Consider the following 19,186-nt stretch of genomic DNA (forward strand, 5'->3'; position numbering starts at 1 on the left):
ACTCTGCTTCGACCTTGGCGCGCGGCGGTGGGCGCCGCAACGCGGACAGGTCTCGTCAGTGCGAGTGCTCCGCCAACCGGTCGAGAAACGCGGCCTGCGCCTTCACGATCACCTCGCGCGCCCGGTCCAGCGCGAACCACGCCACGCGGTCCAGCTCGGGGAACTCCTCGATCCGCCCGGACCTCGGCGGCCACTCCATCCGGAAGGTGCCGGGAGCGATCGTCGCCGGGTCGAGGTCGGCCTCGACCGCCCAGGCCGTGACGGTCTTGCCGCCCGCCTGCCGGACCTCGCCGAGGGGCACGGCCTCGCCGTCGGGCGGCGGCAGTCCCAGCTCCTCCTCGAACTCGCGCCGGGCCGCGTCCCAGGCGGACTCGGCCGGGTCGTACTCGCCCTTCGGGATCGTCCAGGCGCCGGCCTCGCGCCGGGCGTAGAAGGGGCCGCCCATGTGGCCGAGCAGCACCTGCGGGCCCTGGTCGGTGGGCCGGAAGAGCAGCAGGCCCGCGCTGCGCCTCACGGGGCCACCCCCGGGTGGGCGGCGAGCAGCGTCTGCACCGTGTCCGCCTCCTCCGGCCGCTTGTCCTCGCGGTAGCGGATCACGCGGGCGAAGCGGAGGGTGACGCCGGCCGGGTAGCGGGTGGACCGCTGGAGGCCGTCGTAGGCGATCTCGACGACCAGTTCGGGGCGTACGGTCACCCCCCAGCCGTGCTCCTCGACGGCCAGCTCGCCGAGGCGCTCGGTCTGCCAGGCCAGCATGGCGTCGGTCATGCCCTTGAAGGTCTTGCCGAGCATGGCGAAGGAGCCGTCGGCGGTGCGGGCGCCCAGGTGCAGGTTGGACAGCTTGCCCGTGCGGCGGCCGTGGCCCCACTCGGCGGCCAGGACGACCAGGTCGAGCGTGTGCACGGGCTTGACCTTGAGCCAGGCCGCGTCGCGCCGGCCCGCGCTGTAGGCGGCGTCGAGGGCCTTGACGACGACGCCCTCGTGGCCGCGCTCCAGCGTCTCGGCGAGGAACTCCTCCGCGGCCCGCGTGTCCTCGGGCCCCGGCACCAGGGTGCGCCGCACCCGCATCGGCTCCGGGACCAGCCGCGCCAGCTCCGCGTGCCGCTCGGTCAGCGGCAGGTCGAGCAGGTCGCGGCCGTCGACGTAGAGCGCGTCGAAGAACACGGGGGAGACGGGGACCGCCCGCGCCGCCGTGGCCACGTCGACCCGGGAGCCGACGCGTCCGGCGGTCTCCTGGAAGGAGCGGGGGCGGCCGTCCGCGCCGAAGGAGATCACCTCGCCGTCCAGGACGAACCGCTCGCCCGGCAGTTCGAGGGCGGCGGCGGTGACCTCCGGCAGCCGGTCGGTGATGTCGTCGAGGGTGCGGGTGTGGACGCGTACCGTCTCGCCGTCCCGGTGCACCTGGACGCGGATGCCGTCCAGCTTCTCCTCGACCGCCGAGGCGCCCAGCTTGCCGACCGCCTCGGCCACCGAGGACGCGCTGTGCGCCAGCATCGGCAGCACCGGGCGGCCGACGGTGAGCCGGAAGCGCTCCAGGGCCGCGGGCCCGTCGGCGAGCAGCGCCTCGGCCACCGTCTGCAGGGAACCCGCGAGCATCACCGCCCGCCGTACGTCCGCCGCGGGCGCCCCGGTCGCCCCGGCGAGGCCCTCGACGGCGACCGCGTCCAGGGCGCCCTGCCGGACCTCGCCGGTGAGCAGCCCGAGCAGGAAGCGCTGCTCGTCCTCGGTGGCGGCGCCCATCAACTCCCCGACCAGTTCCGTGCGCTCGGCCTGCGAACCGGGCCCGGAGACCGAGGCGAGGTGCGTGAGCCGGGCGTCCACCTCGCGTACGGTCAGGGTCGGCTCGGCGGCCGGAGCGACACGGCGGCTCAGCACCTTCCAGCCGACGCCGATGCGGCCCTGCGGCAACCGCCCCGCGAGGTAGGGGATGACGACCGGCACGTCCTCCGGCTCCGCCTCCCGGAACAGCTGCCCGAGCAGGGCGATCTTCCGGGACCGCGCCGAGGTGGCGCCGACCTCGCGTGACACCTGGGCCAGCCGGGCAAGCAGCATGCAGCCATGGTGCACCGCGCCGGGCCGCCCTACACCCGCACGGCCGTCTCCCACCGGGGCCGGCCGCCCGACGTCCGCGACCGGCTTCGGACCCGCCGGCCGTACATCACCTGGTCGGCCCTGGCGCGGGGTGTCGGCCTGTTGGTTCGTGCGCGGGCGGGCGGCTGTGGCTGCATCGGGGGTGGTGTGGGGCCGGGTGGTGTGTCGCTGGTCGGTGCCGACCTGGGGATGCCGGCCGGTGGGGTCCGTGCGCGGGCGGGCGGTTGTGTCTGTGTCGGGGGGGTCGGGGGTGTCGGGGGGGCTTTGGGGCGGGCGGTGTGTCGCTGGTCGGTGCCGGTCTGGGGATGCCGGCCGGTGGTGATCGTCCGTGGGACGGGCGGCTGTGACGGGGCGTGGTCGCACCGACGTGGTCCGGGGCCCGGGAGTGCGGGACGGGGCGGTGCGCGGCAGTGGTGCCTCGGCGTTCGTGCCTGCGGTGCCTCGGCGTTCGTGCCTGCTGCCTCGGCGGGCGTGCCTGCGCACCGGTGCCCCCGCGTCCGAGTCCGCGCCCCCCGCCGGGCCGCGTCCGCGGCCGTCCGGCCGCGCCCGCGTCCCCTACTTCTCCAGGCCCGCGTCCAGGTCCGACATGACGAGGTCGCCCACGATCGCCGCCGCCGCGCGGTAGCCGCCGCTCGCCGCGTGGACGACCTGCTCGCCGAATCCCATCGCGTTGCCCGCGGTCCACACACCGGGGACGGTCGTCCGGCCCGTCGGGTCCACCACGGGGTAGGCCCCGAAGGGGGTCTCCTGCAGTTCGGCGCCCAGCCGCTCCATCAGGCCGGTCTGCGGGACGGCGCGCGGGCCGACGAACACCACCGAGCGCTCGTGCGTCGCACCGTCCGCCAGCCGGACCCCGGTGAGCCGGTCGTCCTCGACCCGCAGGCCGGCGACCTCGCCCGGGACCACCTTGACCCCGGCGGCGGCGAGCCGGCGCAGGTCCTGGTCGGACAGCTCCTGCTCGGCGACCGTGTGCAGGAACAGGGTCACGTCGTCCGACCAGTTGGACACCATGAGCGCCTGGTGCACGCCCAGCGGGCTGGTGGCGAGGACGCCGAAGCGCTCGTCGCGGACCTCCCAGCCGTGGCAGAACGGGCAGTGGAGCACGTCCCGGCCGAACCGCTCGGCGACCCCGGGGACCTCCGGCAATTCGTCCCTCAGCCCGGTGGTGACGATCAGCCGGCGCGCGTGCACGGTCCGACCGCCGGCCAGCACCACCGCGAAGTCCTCGCCCGGGCTCACGTCCACCGCCCGGTCCCGGACGAGCTCGACGCCGTACCGGGCGATCTCCTCCCGGCCGAGGGCCAGGAACTCGGCGGGCGACACGCCGTCCCGGGTCAGGTACCCCTGCATGTGGTCGGACGGCGCGTTGCGCGGCTCGCCCGCGTCGACGACGAGGGTCCGCACCCGTGCCCGGCCCAGGACGAGCGCGGCGGACAGTCCGGCCGCGCCGCCCCCGACGACGATCACTTCGTACTTCTCGGTCAGGTCGTTGTTCCGGGTCATGGTGACCACCTCCACGAAGAAGGTCGCTCGGGCCCCACCACATTGACAAACGCGTTTGCCGGTTCTGCAATAAGTTCATGACTGCAGACGATGTTCTCGCGGGTGTCGGACCGAGGCTCCGCCGGCTTCGCAAGGAGCGGGAGGTGACCCTCGCCTCGCTCTCGGAGGCGACCGGCATCTCGGTCAGCACCCTGTCGCGGCTGGAGTCGGGGCTGCGCAAGCCGAGCCTCGAACTGCTGCTGCCGATCGCCCAGGCCCATCAGGTGCCGCTGGACGAGCTGGTCGGCGCCCCGCCGGTCGGGGATCCGCGCGTACGGTCCAAGCCGATCTTGCGCCACGGCCGCACCCACTGGCCGCTGACCCGCCAGCCGGGCGGGCTCCAGGCGTTCAAGGTGCTCGAACCGAAGCGGAAGCAGGAGCCGGACCCGCAGACCCACGAGGGATACGAGTGGCTCTACGTCCTCTCCGGCAGGCTCCGGCTCGTGCTGGGAGAGCACGACGTGGTGCTGACCGCGGGGGAGGCCGCCGAGTTCGACACGCGGGTGCCGCACTGGTTCGGATCGACGGGGGAGGGGCCGGCCGAGTTCATCAGCCTGTTCGGTCCGCAGGGGGAGCGGATGCACGTACGGGCGCGGCCGGCCCGGTCGTGACGTCCGACTGTCCGCGACCTGTTCCCTGATCGGCAAGCGACCGCTTAGTATGCGATGGACCCCGGTCCGACAGTCGCGTGGAGGCCCCGCATGCAGGCATGGCAGGTGCACGAGAACGGCGAGCCGAGCGAGGTGATGCGCCTCGCGGACGTCGCGCCGCCGACGCCCGGCGACGGCCAGGTCCTGCTCAGGGTCCGCGCCGCCAACGTCAACTTCCCGGACGCCCTGCTGTGCCGGGGTCAGTACCAGGTCAGGCCGCCGCTGCCGTTCACGCCGGGCGTGGAGGTCTGCGGCGAGACCGAGGACGGGCGCCGCGTGATCGCCAACCCCGTGCTGCCGCACGGCGGTTTCGCCGAGTACGCCGTCGCGGACGCCGCGGCCCTGCTGCCCGCGCCGGAAGCCCTGGACGACGCCGAGGCCGCCGCCCTGCACATCGGCTACCAGACGGGCTGGTTCGGCCTGCACCGCCGGGCCCGTCTGGAGGCCGGCGAGACCCTGCTCGTCCACGCCGCCGCGGGCGGGGTCGGCAGCGCGGCCGTACAGCTCGGCAAGGCCGCGGGCGCCACCGTCATCGGCGTCGTCGGCGGCGCCGAGAAGGCCGCCGTCGCCCGCGAACTGGGCTGCGACGTGGTGATCGACCGGCGGAGCGAGGAGGTCGTCGCCGCCGTCAAGGAGGCCACCGGCGGCCGGGGCGCCGACGTGATCTACGACCCGGTGGGCGGCGACGCCTACGCCCAGTCCGCCAAGGCCGTCGCCTTCGAGGGCCGGATCGTCGTCGTCGGCTTCGCCAGCGGCTCGATCCCCAGCCCCGCGCTGAACCACGCGCTGGTGAAGAACTACGCCGTCCTCGGCCTGCACTGGGGCCTGTACAACACCAAGAACCCCAAGCTGGTCCAGCACTGCCACGAGCAGCTCACCGAACTGGCCGCGCGGGGCGCGATCGCGCCGCTGGTGAGCGAGCGGGTGCCGCTCGACGGGGCCGCGGGCGCCGTGCAGCGCGTCGCCGACGGCGTGACGACCGGCCGGGTGGCCGTCGTCCTGGAGAAGGGAGCCGCCGCATGACCGACGCCGAGGAGCTGCGCCGCCGCACGCGGGAGCTGCTGGCCGACCGTCCGCCGGCCACGACCGACCGCCTCGACTTCCTCAGGGCCCGCTTCGACGCGGGGCTCGCCTGGGTGCACTTCCCCGAGGGCCTCGGCGGACTCGCCGCCCCCCGCTCCCTGCAGGCCGTCGTCGACGCCGAGCTGGAGGCCGCGGGCGCTCCCGACAACGACCCCCGGCGCATCGGCATCGGGCTGGGGATGGCCGCGCCGACGATCCTGCAGTACGGCACGGAGGAGCAGAAGCGGCGGTTCCTGCGTCCCCTGTGGACGGGCGAGGAGGTCTGGTGCCAGCTGTTCAGCGAGCCGGGCGCCGGGTCCGACCTGGCCGCCCTCGGCACCCGGGCCGTCCGTGAGGGCGAGGACTGGGTGGTCAACGGGCAGAAGGTATGGACCTCCAGCGCGCACCTCGCCCGCTGGGCCATCCTCATCGCCCGCACCGATCCGGACGTGCCCAAGCACCGGGGCATCACCTACTTCGTCTGCGACATGACCGACCCCGGCGTCGAGGTCCGGCCACTGCGGCAGATCACCGGTGAGGCCGAGTTCAACGAGGTGTTCCTCACCGACGTCCGCATCCCCGACTCCCGCCGCCTGGGCGAGATCGGTGACGGCTGGCGGGTCGCGCAGACCACGCTGAACAACGAACGCGTCGCCATCGGCGGCATGCGGCTGCCCCGCGAGGGCGGCATGATCGGCCCGGTCTCCAGGACCTGGCGCGAACGCCCCGGGCTGCGCACCCACGACCTGCACCAGCGGCTCCTGAAGCTCTGGGTCGAGGCCGAGGTCGCCCGGCTGACCGGCGAACGGCTGCGCCAGCAGCTCGTGGCCGGCCAGCCCGGCCCCGAGGGCGCCGGCATGAAGCTCGCGTTCGCCCGCCTCAACCAGGAGATCAGCGGCCTGGAGGTGGAACTCCGCGGAGCGGAGGGGCTCTTGTACGACGACTGGACCATGCGCCGCCCGGAACTGGTGGACTTCACCGGCCGCGACGCCGGCTACCGGTACCTGCGCTCCAAGGGCAACAGCATCGAGGGCGGGACCAGCGAGGTCCTGCTGAACATCGTCGCCGAGCGCGTCCTGGGCCTGCCCGCCGAGCCGCGCACCGACAAGGACGTCGCCTGGAAGGACCTCGCCCGATGAGCACGACGAGCACCCAGCCCGACCTGCTGTACTCGGAGGAGGAAGAGGCGCTGCGCGCCGCCGTCCGGGACCTGCTCGCCGACCACTGCGACCCGGCGGACGTGATCACGCGCATCGAGTCCGACGCACCGCACGGCAGCGCGGCCTGGAAGGCGCTGGCCGAAGGGATGGGCCTCGCCGGGCTCCTGGTCCCCGAGGCGAAGGGCGGCCAGGGCGCCTCCCACCGCGAGGCCGCCGTCGTGTGCGAGGAGCTGGGCCGGGCCGTGGCACCCGTGCCGTTCCTGACGAGCGCCGTCGTCGCGACCGAGGCCCTGCTGGCCTGCGGCACCGACGACCTGCTCGCCGACCTGGCGTCCGGGCGTCTGATCGGGGCCCTCGCCGTCGGACTGGACACCGCTCCGGGCGCCGCCTTCACGACCGTACGGCTCGAAGACGGGCTGCTGCACGGGGAGCTGACCGGCATCGCGGACGCGGCCGTCGCCGATGTACTGCTCGTCCCCGCGGACGACGGCGGGCTGTACGCGGTGGACGGCGACGCGGTGACCGTCACCCCGCAGGCGTCCCTGGACCTGACCCGGCCGCTCGCGACGGTCACCCTCGCCGGGGCGCCGGGCCGTCGGCTCGGTGAGGCCGGACCCGCCGTACGACGAGCCCTGCGGGCCGGCGCCGGGCTGCTCGCCTCCGAGCAACTGGGCCTCGCCGACTGGTCGTTGACGGAGACCGTCCGCTACCTGAAGGAACGCAAGCAGTTCAACCGGCCCGTCGGCGGCTTCCAGGCGCTCAAGCACCGGCTCGCCCAGCTGTGGCTGGAGGTGGTCAACCTGCGCGCCGCCGCCCGGGGCGCCGCCGACGCGCTCGCGACCGGGGAGGACGCCGACGTGTCCGTCGCCGTCGCCCAGGCGTACGCCGGGCAGGTCGCCGTCCACGCAGCCGAGGAGGCGCTGCAACTGCACGGCGGCATCGGCATGACCTGGGAACACCCGGTCCACCTGTACCTGAAGCGGGCCAAGGCCGACTCGATCGCCTACGGCACGGCCGGCGCCCACCGGGAGACCCTGGCCTGCCTGGTCGACCTGCAGGCCCCCTGACCGGCTCCTGGCCGACGTACCGGAGAAGCCCGTCCCACCAGGGGCGGGCTTTTCCGTGCGTCCTGCTCCGGCGAAGTGAACGCACGACGGCCGTCCGGCCAACTCCGCGCAGGACTCTGCTCCTTGAGGGTGTCGCGACCCCATACTCACAGGCGTCCCGTACGGCACTTCCAGGGAGGCAGAGCATGGCCCTCACCACCCGACGCAGAGCCCTCACCACCCTCGGCGCCGCCCTCGCGGGCTCGGTCGCCCTGCCCGCCGGCACCGCACTGGCGGGCGAAGGCAAGCACGGGCCGCGCCCGTTGTGGCGCGCGCACGCCCACAACGACTACGAGCACCCCCGCCCCCTCCTCGACGCCCTCGACCACCGCTTCGGCAGCGTGGAGGCCGACATCTACCTGGTGGGCGACCAGCTCCTCGTCGCCCACGACCCCGAGGACCTCGACCCGGCCCGCACCCTGGAATCCCTCTACCTCGACCCGCTCGCCGCCCGTGTGCGGGCGGGCCACGGCCGGGTGTACCGGGGTGACCGGCGTCCGCTGCAGCTTCTCGTCGACATCAAGACCGAGGGCGCGTCGACGTACCTCGAACTCGACCGCCGGCTGCGGCGCTACAAGCACCTGTTCACCGCCTACGCTCACGGACGGGTGTTCCCCGGCCCGGTCACCGCCGTGATCTCCGGCGACCGCGCGGCCCGTGCGCCCATGGAGGCCCAGGCCACGCGCCGGGCCTTCTACGACGGCCGGCTCACCGACCTCGGCACCTCCGCCCCCGCTTCCTTCGTCCCGCTGATCAGCGACAACTGGACGCTGAACTTCACCTGGCGCGGCGTGGGCGCCTTCCCGGAGGCGGAACGGCGCAAGCTGCGGGACATCGTCGGCGCCGCCCACGGGCGAGGCCAACGCGTGCGGTTCTGGGCCACCCCGGACGTGGCGGGCCCCGACCGGGACGCGGTGTGGAGCGAGCTGCTCGCCGCCGGGGTCGACCACCTCAACACCGACGACCTCGCGGGGCTGGAGGCGTTCCTGGACGCCCACCACGCCGCGTAGGGGACCGGCAGACACCACACGTTCGGAGGACAGGTCAGCCGCACGGACGAACCCTCCGCTACGCCACACTTACGGCCGAACGCCGCGAAGTGGACGTGGCGGAGGAGGTTGACGATGGCCATTTCCATCTCTGTGGTGCTGTTGCTGTTCGTCCTGGCGGTGATCTTCCTGCGCAACGGCGGGCTCAAGCTCTCGCACGCGCTGGTCTGCCTGCTGCTCGGCTTCTACCTGGCCAGCACGAGCATCGCCCCGACCATCCACAGCGGCCTCAGTGCGACGGCGGACATCGTCGGCAGCCTCAGCCCGTGACGGCACGGCGGCGGCGCCGCGGCTGCCTCACGGTACGACGCGAGAACGGATGAGGAACCGCACCCCTTCGGGGGCCTCCAGCGAGAAGCCGCTGCCCCGGCCCGGGACGACGTCGACGATCAGCCGGGTGTGGCTCCACACCTCGTACTGGCTGCGCGACATCCAGAACCCCACCGGCTCCTCGATGCCCTCGACGTCCAGTTCCGCCAGCAGGACGTCCGCGGCGCCGGTGCGGAACTCGCCCGCCGGGTAGCACATGGGGGCGCTGCCGTCGCAGCACCCGCCGGACTGGTGGAACATCAACGGCCCGTGCGCCGCGTGCAGCCTGTGCAGCAGTGCGGCCGCGGCGGGGGTCAGCTCGACGCGCGGGGTCTCCTCGTATGTGTCGTGCATGGCGGGTATGGCAGCACGAGGAAGGTTGCGAGGGCGTTGCAGGGGCCGGGAACCGAATACCTCTTTTGACATACCTATAATCTCATACTTATCGTGTGCGGGTGACCGACTCCAGCACCCCTCGCCGGGACATCGACCGCGTGGCCTCCGGGCTCGCGGCGTGCCTTCCCGCGCTGCACCGGGCGCTGGACCGGCAGGTCGCCGCTCAGTACCCGCACCCCAAGCCCCCGGAGGGCCAGCTCGCCCTGCTGCGGTTCGTAGCGCAGCGCGAGGGCGCCACGGTGCGTGAGGCCGCCGAGGCCCTGCTGATGAAGCCGAACAACGTCAGCGCCCTGGTCTCCCAGCTCACCGAGCAGGGCGATCTGGAACGCAGGCAGGACAGCGCCGACAAGCGCGTCGTGCGCCTCCACCTCACCGCCACGGCCCGTGAGCGGGTCGCCGAGGTGCGGGAACTGGAGACCGCCTTCGTCCGCCACGCCCTGACGTCCCTCACCGAGGGGCAGCAGGGCGCCCTCGGCTCCGCCCTGGGCGCCCTCGAGGCGCTGACGCGGCACCTCCACCCCACCGCCCGCTGACCGGGCGCTTCCAGGCATTCCCGCCGGCGGCGGGCACGAAGGCGTGCCCGCCGCCGGCCCGCCGTTCCCGTGGGCCACCCGCCCTCGCACCACCCCAGCACCCGAAGAGAAGGCTCATCCATGCCGTCCACGTCCGTGGATCACCCCACCACACCCGCGGCCGACACCGCCCCACCGGCGGCCGGCCGTCTGCGCTCCAACCCCTGGCTGACCCTCCTTGCCGTCGCGTTCGGACTGTTCATGGTCCAGCTCGACGGCTCCGTCGTCGCCATCGCCAACCCCGAGATCGGCAGCGACCTGCACGCCTCGACGGCCGAGCTGCAGTGGGTGACCAACGCCTACCTGCTCGCGCTGGCCGCCACGCTCATCCTGGGCGGCAAGCTCGGCGACCGCTTCGGCCGGCGCACGTACTACCTCGTCGGCGTGACCGGCTTCACCCTCGCCTCCGTCGCCATCGGCCTGTCCGGGTCGATCGAGGGCGTGGTCGTCTTCCGTGCTCTGCAGGGCGCCTTCGGCGGTCTGCTGATGCCCAACACCCTCGGTCTGCTCCGCGCCGTGTTCCCGCCGAGGAAGTTCGCCATGGCCGTGGGCATCTGGGCCATGGTCTCCGCCGTCGCGACGGCCCTCGGACCTATCGTCGGCGGTCTCCTCGTGGAACACGTCACCTGGGAGTCCGTCTTCTACATCAACGCCCCCATCGGCGTCATCGCGTTCGTCTTCAGCGCCTTCGTGCTCCCGCAGAGCCGCAACTCCACCGGGCGGCACCGGTTCGACATCCCCGGCGTCGTCCTGCTCGCCCTCGGCCTGCTGGCCGTGGTGTTCGGGGTCGTCAAGGGCGAGACCTGGGGCTGGACCTCCGCCGGGACCCTGGGCGCCGTCGCCGTCGGCCTCGTGGTGCTCCTCCTGTTCGGCTGGTACGAGACCCGCGTCCGGCACCCGCTGCTGCCGATGCGCCTGTTCCGCAGCCGCGCGCTGACGACCGGCGCGGTCATCACCGCGCTGAACTTCTTCGTCATGCTCGGCGTGATCTTCTTCGTCATGCTGTACCTGCAGAACGTGCGCGGCTTCACCCCGGTCGAGGCGGGCGTGCGGACTCTGCCGCTGAGCCTCGCATCGCTGGTCGCCTCGCCCCTGGGCGCGGCCCTGACCCAGCGCTTCGGGCCCCGTCTGACCATGCCTGTCGGCATGCTGCTGCAGGCGGCCTCCTGCTTCGGCATGCTCACCTGGCAGACCGACTCGTCCTACGCCACGATGTGGCCGCCGTTCATCGCGCTCGGCCTCGGCGTCGGCATGGTGATGTCCGCCTCCTCCGACGCCATCGTCGGCAACGCCCCCGTCCAGGACGGCGGTGTGGCCGGCGGTCTGCAGGCCACGACCCTGCAGATCGGCGGCGCGCTCGGTACGTCCGTGCTGGTCTCCCTCATCAGCAGCAAGGTCGGCTCCACCCTCACCGGGGAGCTGACCGACGCGGGGGTCCCCTCGGCCATGGCCCACGGGCTGCTCGAGGCCAGGGACGCCGTGGCGATGGGCGTGGCGCCCGTCTCCGGCGACATGCCGGCGGGGCTGCGGGCGGCGGTCATCGAGGGCAGCGGCCAGGCGTTCATGAACGGCGTCCACTCGGCCGTCGTCGTCACCGGCATCCTGTGCCTGCTCGGCGCCGTCGTCGCCGCGGCCGGCGTCCGGCGCACCGCGGAGCAGCCGGCCGGCCACTGAGCCGGGGAACGGCGGTGTCCGCGCGCGGGCACCGCCGGCCGTGTCTCAGGAGTCGCCGGCGCCGTTGCGGGGGAGCACGGTGACGCGGTGGAAGTTGCACCCCGACGGCGGCAGGTCGGCCGAGGGCCAGGTCTGATGGGCCTTCAGCGCGATGCTCACCAGGCTCAGCAGCAGGTCGACGTCCGCGTCGCAGTCGAGGTGCACGGTCACCCAGCGCGAGCCGGGGACCAGGCGGATCGCGGTGGAACCGCCGAGGTCGTAGTGGAAGCGCTGGATGGCCCGGCGGGTGAGGTGGAGGTCCACGTCCCGGTCCGAGTGGAAGTGGACGATCTCGTCGCGGACGGAGCGGAGCGCCCGTCCCGTGCCGCAACTGGCCGGCCCCGAGGTGAGGTCCGGCCAGGCTTGCAGCCGCTCCAGGGCGCGCTGGGCCAGAGTCATGCCCCCATCGTCGCCCGATCACCGCGTGGCAACCAGAGGTTGAGCGTTTTGTAACCGGCGCGTGAGGTTCGGACGACCCCCGGAGTGTGGCTCCCGTTCACGCCGCGTTCCGGCGAGGGCGCGTCGCGGCGCCACGCGGCCGACCGTCCCGGCGGCCGACGGGCCTGGAGTCCAGGGGAGCCGGCGGCGGGAGCGCTCCCCTCTCCCCACTGATGGGAGCGCTCCCAGTCGCCGGTGTGCCGAGGACTGTAGGGGCGGCGGGTTCCTCCTGGCAAGACCGTGGGCACCGGAGCTGTCGAACGCTACCCGAACCGCCTGGTGAGAGCCCTCGGTTCGGGGCTCATCGTGGCGACGGCGAGGACGGCGCGAGGTGCGCGTCCCACGCGGCCGCGCACAGCGCACGGTCGAGTTCCTCGGTGTAGACGGCGGCGGCGAGCCAGGCGCGCCCGAAGCGGGCGGTGTCGGCGGGCAGGAGCCTGCCGAAGGGGTCCCGGGAGCGGTCCGCGGCGGCGGCGTGGAGCTCGTCGAGGAGATCACCCGCGGTGGCCAGGCCGTGCCGGCGCAGGCGGGCCGCGTCGGCGTCCCGGTTCCCCGGGAGGGCCAGCACGCGGCGGCCCCCCGAGGCGGCCTGGTGGACCCGGCGGCGCAGCAGATGCACCGGGGCCTCGTCGGGTGCCGGCGCGGCCGGAACCGGCGGCGTCTGCGCGGTGGGCAGATCCGCGCGCAGGAGCCGGTCGAGACCGAGGTCGACCCGGGCCCCGGGGTCGGTGGGGTGACTGGTGGCCAGCAGCAGGGCGCGGGGGAGCGGGGCCGGGGTGAGGCGGGCGACGACGCGGAGACGGGCGCCCCGGGCGGAGGCGAGGAGGCGGAGGTTGTCCCGGTGGGGCAGCGCGGGGTCGTCGTGGGCGGCGGCGAGACGGAGCGTCAGGCCGCCGCAGTCGGCGACCAGGCAGTCCCCCGCCGCCTCACGGACCGTGCCGGCGAGCGTGATGTCGAGGAACAGCAGGTCCTGCTCGGTCGTCAGGGCGCGCGCGACCTGCTCGGACACCGGCACCGCCCACAGACCGTCCAGCGGCTCGGCGTGCCACGCGGCGCCGGACGCCCGCACCGCCCGCACGCCGGCGCCCGCACCCAGCCGGCCCGTCGGGGAGACCGTGGCACCGGACACCGCGAGTCCGGCCCGCGACAGTTCGCGGTGCGTCAGGGCCGTGTCGCCGATGCGTACGCTGCGCCCGGCCGCGCCCGTCGCCCGGTCCGCGCCGCCCGGTGCGACGTCGGAAACCGTGTAGAGCCGCCCCTCCGCGTCGGCGGTCCACGTGACGGCACCCGCGTATCCGGTCGCCGTGAGGACGGGCTCGGAGAAGAGCCCGTACAGACGCAGCGAACCGTCCGGCGCGTACGGCTGCCGTACGGTGCCGCGCAACCCGGCGAGTTCCGCGCCCGCGGCGCCGGGGAGGCGGTGGGCGACCCCCAGCACCTCGCGGAGTGCGGCGGCCAGATCGGTGAGGCGGTGGGCGGGGTCGGCGCTGCGCGCCGCGCGCAACGCCGTGACGGCGGCGACCGCTCGGCCCGCGGCCCGGGGCAGCCCGGCGAGCCGCGCGGTGTGCGCGGCGCGCAGCAACTCGGCCTGGAGCACGGCACCGGCGCCCTCCGCGCCGGCCTCCAGCACGGCGGCAGCGGCGTCGCGGAGGGCGGCTGCGGCGGTGAGCTGCTCGGCGGTGGCCGTTTCGGATTCCGTGGGTGCCGCCGTGACGCTCCTGGCGGCAGCTGCGGGCGTCCGGTCCTCGGGCCGTGCGGGAGCGGTCGGCGGCTGCTCCGGACCGGGTGCGGGCTGTGGCGGATCGGGCCGCGGCCGGGGTGCGCCGGTGGCGGGTGTGTCCGCCGGATCGGCGACGGGCGCGGCCGATGCCGCGGCGGCGCGGTGCAGGCAGTCCGGGGCGAGCAGACAACCGCAGCGGACCGCCTCCGCGCTGGTCACGGCCCCGCCGGGAGCGTGCAGTTCCAGATCGGTGTCGTCGTCGAGGGCGATGCGCACCACATCGCCCTCGCGGACCGTCGGCCGCCCCGCCACCTTGGCGACGCCCGCGTCCAGCCGCTTGCGCAACCGGGGCGTCAGCGCCGCGACGAGCTCGGCGGTCACCGACGGGGCGACCGGCGGGAGGTGCGGGTTCATGCGATCTTCTCTCCTACCCAGCGGGCGAGTTCGAGGGGACTGAGGGCGGCGACGGGCATGCCGGCGGCGACGAGCCGGCCGGCCACGCCGGTGGAGTACCGGGGGCGTCCCGCGTCGTCGAGGCTCGCACAGCCCAGCACGTGGCAGCCGGACCCGACCAGGGCACGGACCTCGGCGAGCAGCCCGCCGAGCGGATACCCCTCCTCGAAGTCGCTGACGACCACGACGAGCGTGCGGGACGGCACCGTGACCAGTTCGCGGGCGTGCCGCAGCCCAGCGGCGACATGGGTGCCGCCGCCCACGCTGACCTCCAGCAGCAGGGACAGCGGGTCGTCGACGTGGTCCGTGAGGTCGATGACCTCCGTGGAGAAGGCCAGGAAGTGCGTGGACAGCGTCGGCACCCCGGCCAGTACCGAGGCGGTGAGGGCGGCCCAGACCGTCGACGCCTCCATGGACCCCGACACGTCGGTGACCAGGATCAGCCGCCAGTCGGCGGCGCGCCGGGCCCGGGTACGGAAGACGGGGCGCTCGGGGACGACCCGGACGGTGCCGTCCGGGCCGCGGCGCGCGGTCGCGAGGTTGGCCCGCAGCGTACGGGGCAGGTCGAGGCCGCCGCCCGGCCGCCGGCTGGGGCGCGGCAGGACCGTGCCGTGCAGCGCGGGGCGCAGCCGCGTGGCGAGTTGGCGGGTCAGCGCGTCCACCAGGCGCCGGACCAGCGGCCGGAGCGCGGCCAGCCGTGCCTCGGGGAGTCCGCCCGCGTGCCGGAGCACGGTGCGCAGCAGGTCCACCGAGGGGCGCACGCTGTCAGGGTCGAGTTCGGCCAGCACGTCCTGCCGGCCCGACGCGGCGGCGGCTGCCAGGACCTCCTCGCGGATGCCCGGCCCGAACAGCACCGCCAGCTCCTCCGACCACTCCCGTACGCCTGGGTAGGGAGCCTCCCGGCCACCGCCCCGGCCGCCCGGCCCGGTCAGGTCGCCCCTGCTGCCCTCCCCGTGCCCCCTGCCGTACAGCTCGTCCAAGGCGGTGGCCAGGGCGGACGCGGCCGGCGCCAGCCGGTCGGCACGGCGACCGAGCACGAGCCGCCAGCGGTCGGCGGGGGACAGCAGGCGTTCCTCGGGCGCCGGTCGGTGCTGCTCGGGGGAGGTGCGCGGGGTCTCGCCCAGGGCAGTGACGGCACGGGCGGATGCCAAGGTGCCGGCCGCGGGTCCGGGGGGCGGAGACAGCAGCCCGATGGCGCTCAGGGCGGCTCGGGCCGCCAGGTCCGCGCGGGTCCACCGGGCGAGGGCGGCGGGGTCCAGGCCGCCCGTGTCGGCGAGGTGGCTGGTGGCCAGGCGTTCCTCGACGGTGGACAGGAGGCGGTCGCGGGCGGCCGGGCTGAGGGTGTCGAACCCTCCGCGCAGCGCCGGGAGCCGGTCGAGGAAGTCCCTGTCGGTCAGTTCCGACACGCGGTCGAGCAGGGGCTCCAGCGCGGGGGCGGCGGCCTCCAGCAGCGGGCCCGCGGCCGTCAGCAGGCCGGTGAGCCGGGCGGTCAGCGCGGACCGGGAGGCGGCGTCGCACGCCGAGCCCACCCAGGACGCCACGCGATCGCCGAGCACGTGGGCGTCCTCGTGGCCGAGGAGGACACGGACGGCTCCCGCGGCACCGCGCATTAGGGGCGAACCGTCGTGCGCCAGGCGGGCCAGGGCATCGGTCAGGCGGATGCCGCCCAGCAGGTCGGCCCGGTGGGCGAGCTCCAGCAGGGCATGGGCGTCGGCCGGGTCCTCGGAGCCCGTGAGGCCGTCCACCTGGCGCACCGCGGCGGCGGTGAGCAGCTCGGCCACCGCGGCGGCCCGAGCCGTACGGCCCTCGTCGGCGTCGAGTCCGGCGACATGACCCGCCCGCAGCCGGTCCGACAGGGCCAGACCGGTGAGGATCTCGGGCAGCGTCGCGGCGCCGGGCAGCACCTCCGCGGCCTCCGCCAGACGCGCGTCCGTCAGATCCGGCAGGCCGCACTCCGCCGCCTGCCGAAGCCCCTGCAGCGTCTGCGCGGCCGTCGGACCGCCCTCGTCCCGCTCCGCCCGCCGGCGCTCGCGCAGGGCCCCCTCGGCGGCCTGCGCGGGAGTGACCCCTCGGACACCGGCCGCGGTCAGCATCGCCTCGGTCGCGGGAGTCCAGCGCACTTCCCAACGGGTCGTCAGGGCCTCGGCGCCGCCCGCGCCCGCCACGTCCTTCGGCTCCGCGTACGGCACCCCGCACACCGACAGCCGGCGCAGCAGCAGTTCGCGGCGGCGGTCGAGGTCGGACCGCAGGGGATCGAGCCGCAGGTCCCGGGCCGCGCCGGGCGCCTCGGCACCCGGTCCGGGCAGCCCGAGGGCCGACAGCTCCGCCTCGACCGCGGGGGCGAGGCCGCTGCGCGGTGCGCCCGGTGCGGGACGGCCGCTGCGCGTCCCCACCAGCACTTTCTCCATCGCCCGTGCGACGGCACGCCCCCTGCCGTACGGCTCGCCCTGGGCGAGCACGGTCTGCACCGCTTCGACCAGTTCCCCGCGTCCCGCCGCCGGGAGCCCGCGCAGCCGCGCCAGGTCCGAGGCGAACCGGGTGATCTCGCGCGCGTCGGCGGGCCCCGACGGATGGCCGAGGGCGCGCAGTTCCGCGCACACCCGTACGGCCGCCCCCGTCAGCGCCTCCTCCAGCGCGGCCGGATCGCCCGCCGCCCGCAGGACCAGGTGCTGCCACTCCGGGTCCCGGATGCCCGCCGGATAGCCCGACCGTTCGTCGAGCAGCGCGTAGGTGTACGGGATGAGGGACGTGGTCCAGCCCGGCGCGCCGCCGGTGTCCCGATGGTCCGGCCCGGGCCGGTCTCCGTCGGGGGAAGCCGTCAGGGCCGGGGCGTGGAAGGCACCGACGAGCACGGCCGCGCGCTCGCCCTTCATGGTGGCGTGGGCGAGGCAGGAGCGCATCCACCGCTCGCGCCGCAGGTCCAGCTCGGGCACGCCACCGCGGGCGGCGGCCTCCTCGCGCAGCGCCCACCCGGTGAGGAGGGCAGCGCGGCGCAGCGCCTCCGGCGGTGAGCCGGGCGCGGTGGCCTCGACGAGACGGTCCCAGAGATCCTCACCGACGCGACCCGTGAGCCGTGCGCGGAGCGCGGCCGTGAGGCCGGGGCGACCGGGCACCGGTGCGTCGGAGGCCGGGGTCGCGGACGGGCCGGAACCGGCCGGCGGTGGCGGGGCGTCGCCCGGGCGGGGCGGGCCGGGCGCGGGTGCCGTGGGGCGGCCCTCGTGCCAGGCCCGGTCGGCCAGCGGAAGGTCGCAGGCGACGACCGGGACGCCGTGCCGGGCGGCCCAGCGCACGGCGGCGAGTTCGGGGGAGAAGTCGGCGAAGGGGTAGAAGGCCGGCCCGCCGCCCCCGGCCGGTGCGGCGGCCAGGGCGACCGGCGCCCGGGTCTCCTCGTGACCGAGCCAGGGCAGCCACTGCTGCATCTCCGCGGGCAGTTCGACCAGCAGGACGTCCGGGGCGGCCCCGTCGAGCAGCGCCGGGACGGCCGCGGCCAGGGAGGGCGCGTGGTGCCGTACGCCGATGAGGTAGGGCGCCGACGGATCCGTGAGGGCGCTGATCGCCTCGTCGGGGGACGGCGACGGGGACGCGGACACCGTCAGTCCTCCAGGACCGTGCGCAGGTCCCACAGGGTGCGCCAGGTGGCCGAACCCTGCTCGGCCCGGCGCCGGACCGGACCGTCCCAGTAGCCGCGCAGCCGGGCGGCGTCGGCGGGATCGTCCTTGCGGACCACCCCGAGGAGGTGTCCCGGCAGCAGCCCCAGGACGTCCCGGTCGCCCGGGAAGTACGCCGCGGCCAGCCCCAGCGCGCCCGCGACGGACACGGCCTCGGCGGTGCTCATCACGGTGGAGGGCCGCTCGACCTCCCAGCCCTCCGCCGACCGGCCCTCGCGCAGGTCGCGGAAGGCGGTGACGAGGGCCTCCAGCACGGCGTCGTCGACCCGGAACGGAGCCCCGGAGCGTTCCACGGAGGCCCGCGCCTGGCTGCGGACCAGTGCCGTCTCGGCGTCGAGGTCCGGGATGGGGCCGACGGTCTCGAAGTTGAAGCGACGCTTGAGCGCGGCGGACATCTCGGAGACGCCCTTGTCGCGGAGGTTGGCGGTGGCGATGAGGTTGAAGCCGGGTGCCGCGTGCGCCAGTGCGTCGTCCGTGCCCGCGAGCTCGGGAACGGCGATGCGCCGCTCGGAGAGCAGGGAGACGAGGGAGTCCTGCACCTCCGGCAGACAGCGGGTCACCTCCTCGACCCGGGCGATGCCGCCCCGCGTCATCGCGGTCAGGACGGGGGAGGGCACCAGCGCCTGCCGGCTGGGGCCCTGGGCCAGCAGCAGGGAGTAGTTCCAGCCGTACTTGAGCTGGTCCTCGGTCGTGCCCGCCGTGCCCTGCACGACCAGGCCGCTGGTGCCGCACACGGCCGCCGACAGCAGCTCGGAGAGCATGGACTTCGCGGTGCCGGGCTCACCGACGAGCAGCAGACCGCGCTCGCCGGCCAGGGTGACGACGCACCGCTCGACCAGCGCCCGGTCGCCGACGAACTTGCCCTGCACCACGAGGCGGCGCGGTACGCCCTCGGGCACCTCGGCGGCGTCGGGCAGCCGCAGGGTCCGGCCGTCGCTGCCCATGACGAACAGGACGACGGCACGGGGCGTGAGCCGCCAGGCGGGTGGGCGCGGTCCGTCGTCGTACGCGGCGAGGAAGGCCAGCTCGGTGGCGTACCGGTCCTCGGGCGGGACGATCTGGCGTGCGGTGTCGGAGGCGAGAGTGGTCGTCATCGGCGGGGTCTTCCGGTGGACGGGACGGGTGGTCATCTGTGGCGGCCCCGGAGGGTACGGCCGGTCGTCTCCGGTCGTGCTCTCCGGGGCGGCAGGCAAGGGGCATCCGCGGCCCCCTGGACGCGGCCGTGGCCGGTGGTGGAGCCGCAGGCGGTGCGGGCATTGG

The 19,186-nt window shown here is 75.1% G+C and carries 16 protein-coding genes; 8 read left to right on the top strand and 8 right to left on the bottom strand.

From position 1 onward, the window contains the following. Positions 1 to 55: 55 nt before the first annotated feature. The 3 genes from IE260_RS08675 to IE260_RS08685 form a co-directional block, all read right to left on the bottom strand. The gene (locus IE260_RS08675) at positions 56 to 514 is read right to left on the bottom strand and encodes an NUDIX hydrolase (RefSeq protein ID WP_189869899.1); all 459 of its coding nucleotides are present in this window, start codon (positions 512 to 514) and stop codon (positions 56 to 58) included. After that, positions 511 to 2,049 (bottom strand): ATP-dependent DNA ligase, encoded by a 1,539-nt coding sequence (locus IE260_RS08680; RefSeq protein ID WP_189869900.1) that lies wholly within the window; start codon positions 2,047 to 2,049, stop codon positions 511 to 513. Before IE260_RS08680 ends, IE260_RS08675 begins: the two co-directional genes overlap by 4 nt. 594 nt (positions 2,050 to 2,643) lie before the next feature. Then, positions 2,644 to 3,591, bottom strand: a complete 948-nt coding sequence (locus IE260_RS08685) for an NAD(P)/FAD-dependent oxidoreductase (RefSeq protein WP_189869901.1) — start codon at positions 3,589 to 3,591, stop codon at positions 2,644 to 2,646. 77 nt (positions 3,592 to 3,668) lie between these two features. On the opposite strand from IE260_RS08685, the gene IE260_RS08690 reads away from it, so the two are divergent. The 6 genes from IE260_RS08690 (at position 3,669) to IE260_RS08715 (ending at position 8,927) form a co-directional block, all read left to right on the top strand. Continuing rightward, entirely contained in the window at positions 3,669 to 4,241 is a 573-nt protein-coding gene (locus IE260_RS08690) for a helix-turn-helix domain-containing protein (protein ID WP_189869902.1), read from the top strand. A gap of 90 nt (positions 4,242 to 4,331) precedes the next feature. Next, positions 4,332 to 5,303 (top strand): NADPH:quinone oxidoreductase family protein, encoded by a 972-nt coding sequence (locus IE260_RS08695; RefSeq protein WP_189869903.1) that lies wholly within the window; start codon positions 4,332 to 4,334, stop codon positions 5,301 to 5,303. Then, on the top strand, positions 5,300 to 6,481 hold the full coding sequence (locus tag IE260_RS08700; RefSeq protein WP_189869904.1) for an acyl-CoA dehydrogenase family protein: 1,182 nt from the start codon (positions 5,300 to 5,302) through the stop codon (positions 6,479 to 6,481). Before IE260_RS08695 ends, IE260_RS08700 begins: the two co-directional genes overlap by 4 nt. Then, on the top strand, positions 6,478 to 7,569 hold the full coding sequence (locus tag IE260_RS08705) for an acyl-CoA dehydrogenase family protein (protein WP_189869905.1): 1,092 nt from the start codon (positions 6,478 to 6,480) through the stop codon (positions 7,567 to 7,569). The genes IE260_RS08700 and IE260_RS08705 overlap by 4 nt, the downstream gene beginning before the upstream one ends. A 185-nt stretch (positions 7,570 to 7,754) precedes the next feature. Next, positions 7,755 to 8,618: a phosphatidylinositol-specific phospholipase C/glycerophosphodiester phosphodiesterase family protein gene (locus IE260_RS08710; protein WP_189869906.1), complete on the top strand. Its 864-nt coding sequence runs from the start codon at positions 7,755 to 7,757 to the stop codon at positions 8,616 to 8,618. A 114-nt stretch (positions 8,619 to 8,732) separates the two neighbouring features. After that, complete coding sequence (locus IE260_RS08715) at positions 8,733 to 8,927, top strand: hypothetical protein (RefSeq protein ID WP_189869907.1); 195 nt, start codon at positions 8,733 to 8,735, stop codon at positions 8,925 to 8,927. Positions 8,928 to 8,954: 27 nt separating this feature from the next. On the opposite strand, the gene IE260_RS08720 is transcribed toward IE260_RS08715, so the two are convergent. Then, positions 8,955 to 9,320, bottom strand: a complete 366-nt coding sequence (locus IE260_RS08720) for a DUF779 domain-containing protein (protein ID WP_189869908.1) — start codon at positions 9,318 to 9,320, stop codon at positions 8,955 to 8,957. Between the two features lie 101 nt (positions 9,321 to 9,421). Here IE260_RS08720 and IE260_RS08725 point away from each other — a divergent pair, with 101 nt between their 5' ends. Together IE260_RS08725 and IE260_RS08730 are read left to right on the top strand one after the other, a co-directional pair. Next, complete coding sequence (locus IE260_RS08725) at positions 9,422 to 9,895, top strand: MarR family winged helix-turn-helix transcriptional regulator (protein ID WP_189869909.1); 474 nt, start codon at positions 9,422 to 9,424, stop codon at positions 9,893 to 9,895. A gap of 120 nt (positions 9,896 to 10,015) precedes the next feature. Beyond that, entirely contained in the window at positions 10,016 to 11,608 is a 1,593-nt protein-coding gene (locus IE260_RS08730; RefSeq protein WP_189869910.1) for an MFS transporter, read from the top strand. 45 nt (positions 11,609 to 11,653) lie between these two features. Here IE260_RS08730 and IE260_RS08735 read toward each other — a convergent pair whose 3' ends face one another. From IE260_RS08735 to IE260_RS08750, 4 genes are all read right to left on the bottom strand, one after another. Further along, positions 11,654 to 12,046 carry a luciferase domain-containing protein gene (locus IE260_RS08735; protein ID WP_189869911.1) on the bottom strand — a complete coding sequence of 131 codons (393 nt, stop codon included), beginning with the start codon at positions 12,044 to 12,046 and terminating at the stop codon, positions 11,654 to 11,656. A gap of 340 nt (positions 12,047 to 12,386) precedes the next feature. Further along, positions 12,387 to 14,219 (bottom strand): hypothetical protein, encoded by a 1,833-nt coding sequence (locus IE260_RS08740; RefSeq protein ID WP_189869912.1) that lies wholly within the window; start codon positions 14,217 to 14,219, stop codon positions 12,387 to 12,389. Then, positions 14,216 to 17,848: a vWA domain-containing protein gene (locus IE260_RS08745; protein ID WP_373303324.1), complete on the bottom strand. Its 3,633-nt coding sequence runs from the start codon at positions 17,846 to 17,848 to the stop codon at positions 14,216 to 14,218. The genes IE260_RS08740 and IE260_RS08745 overlap by 4 nt, the downstream gene beginning before the upstream one ends. A 2-nt stretch (positions 17,849 to 17,850) precedes the next feature. After that, positions 17,851 to 19,020: an ATP-binding protein gene (locus tag IE260_RS08750; RefSeq protein ID WP_189869913.1), complete on the bottom strand. Its 1,170-nt coding sequence runs from the start codon at positions 19,018 to 19,020 to the stop codon at positions 17,851 to 17,853. Positions 19,021 to 19,186: the final 166 nt, after the last annotated feature.

The organism is Streptomyces viridiviolaceus (genome assembly GCF_014650995.1).
Classification (GTDB): Bacteria; Actinomycetota; Actinomycetes; order Streptomycetales; family Streptomycetaceae; genus Streptomyces; species Streptomyces viridiviolaceus.

Bases quoted from the DNA above. Each gene is read 5' to 3' on its own strand.
- IE260_RS08680 (WP_189869900.1), bottom strand. From the start codon at position 2,049: ATGCTGCTTGCCCGGCTGGCCCAGGTGTCACGCGAGGTCGGCGCCACC.
- IE260_RS08685 (WP_189869901.1), bottom strand. From the start codon at position 3,591: ATGACCCGGAACAACGACCTGACCGAGAAGTACGAAGTGATCGTCGTC.
- IE260_RS08690 (WP_189869902.1), top strand. From the start codon at position 3,669: ATGACTGCAGACGATGTTCTCGCGGGTGTCGGACCGAGGCTCCGCCGG.
- IE260_RS08695 (WP_189869903.1), top strand. From the start codon at position 4,332: ATGCAGGCATGGCAGGTGCACGAGAACGGCGAGCCGAGCGAGGTGATG.
- IE260_RS08700 (WP_189869904.1), top strand. From the start codon at position 5,300: ATGACCGACGCCGAGGAGCTGCGCCGCCGCACGCGGGAGCTGCTGGCC.
- IE260_RS08705 (WP_189869905.1), top strand. From the start codon at position 6,478: ATGAGCACGACGAGCACCCAGCCCGACCTGCTGTACTCGGAGGAGGAA.
- IE260_RS08710 (WP_189869906.1), top strand. From the start codon at position 7,755: ATGGCCCTCACCACCCGACGCAGAGCCCTCACCACCCTCGGCGCCGCC.
- IE260_RS08715 (WP_189869907.1), top strand. From the start codon at position 8,733: ATGGCCATTTCCATCTCTGTGGTGCTGTTGCTGTTCGTCCTGGCGGTG.
- IE260_RS08720 (WP_189869908.1), bottom strand. From the start codon at position 9,320: ATGCACGACACATACGAGGAGACCCCGCGCGTCGAGCTGACCCCCGCC.
- IE260_RS08730 (WP_189869910.1), top strand. From the start codon at position 10,016: ATGCCGTCCACGTCCGTGGATCACCCCACCACACCCGCGGCCGACACC.
- IE260_RS08735 (WP_189869911.1), bottom strand. From the start codon at position 12,046: ATGACTCTGGCCCAGCGCGCCCTGGAGCGGCTGCAAGCCTGGCCGGAC.
- IE260_RS08740 (WP_189869912.1), bottom strand. From the start codon at position 14,219: ATGAACCCGCACCTCCCGCCGGTCGCCCCGTCGGTGACCGCCGAGCTC.
- IE260_RS08750 (WP_189869913.1), bottom strand. From the start codon at position 19,020: ATGACGACCACTCTCGCCTCCGACACCGCACGCCAGATCGTCCCGCCC.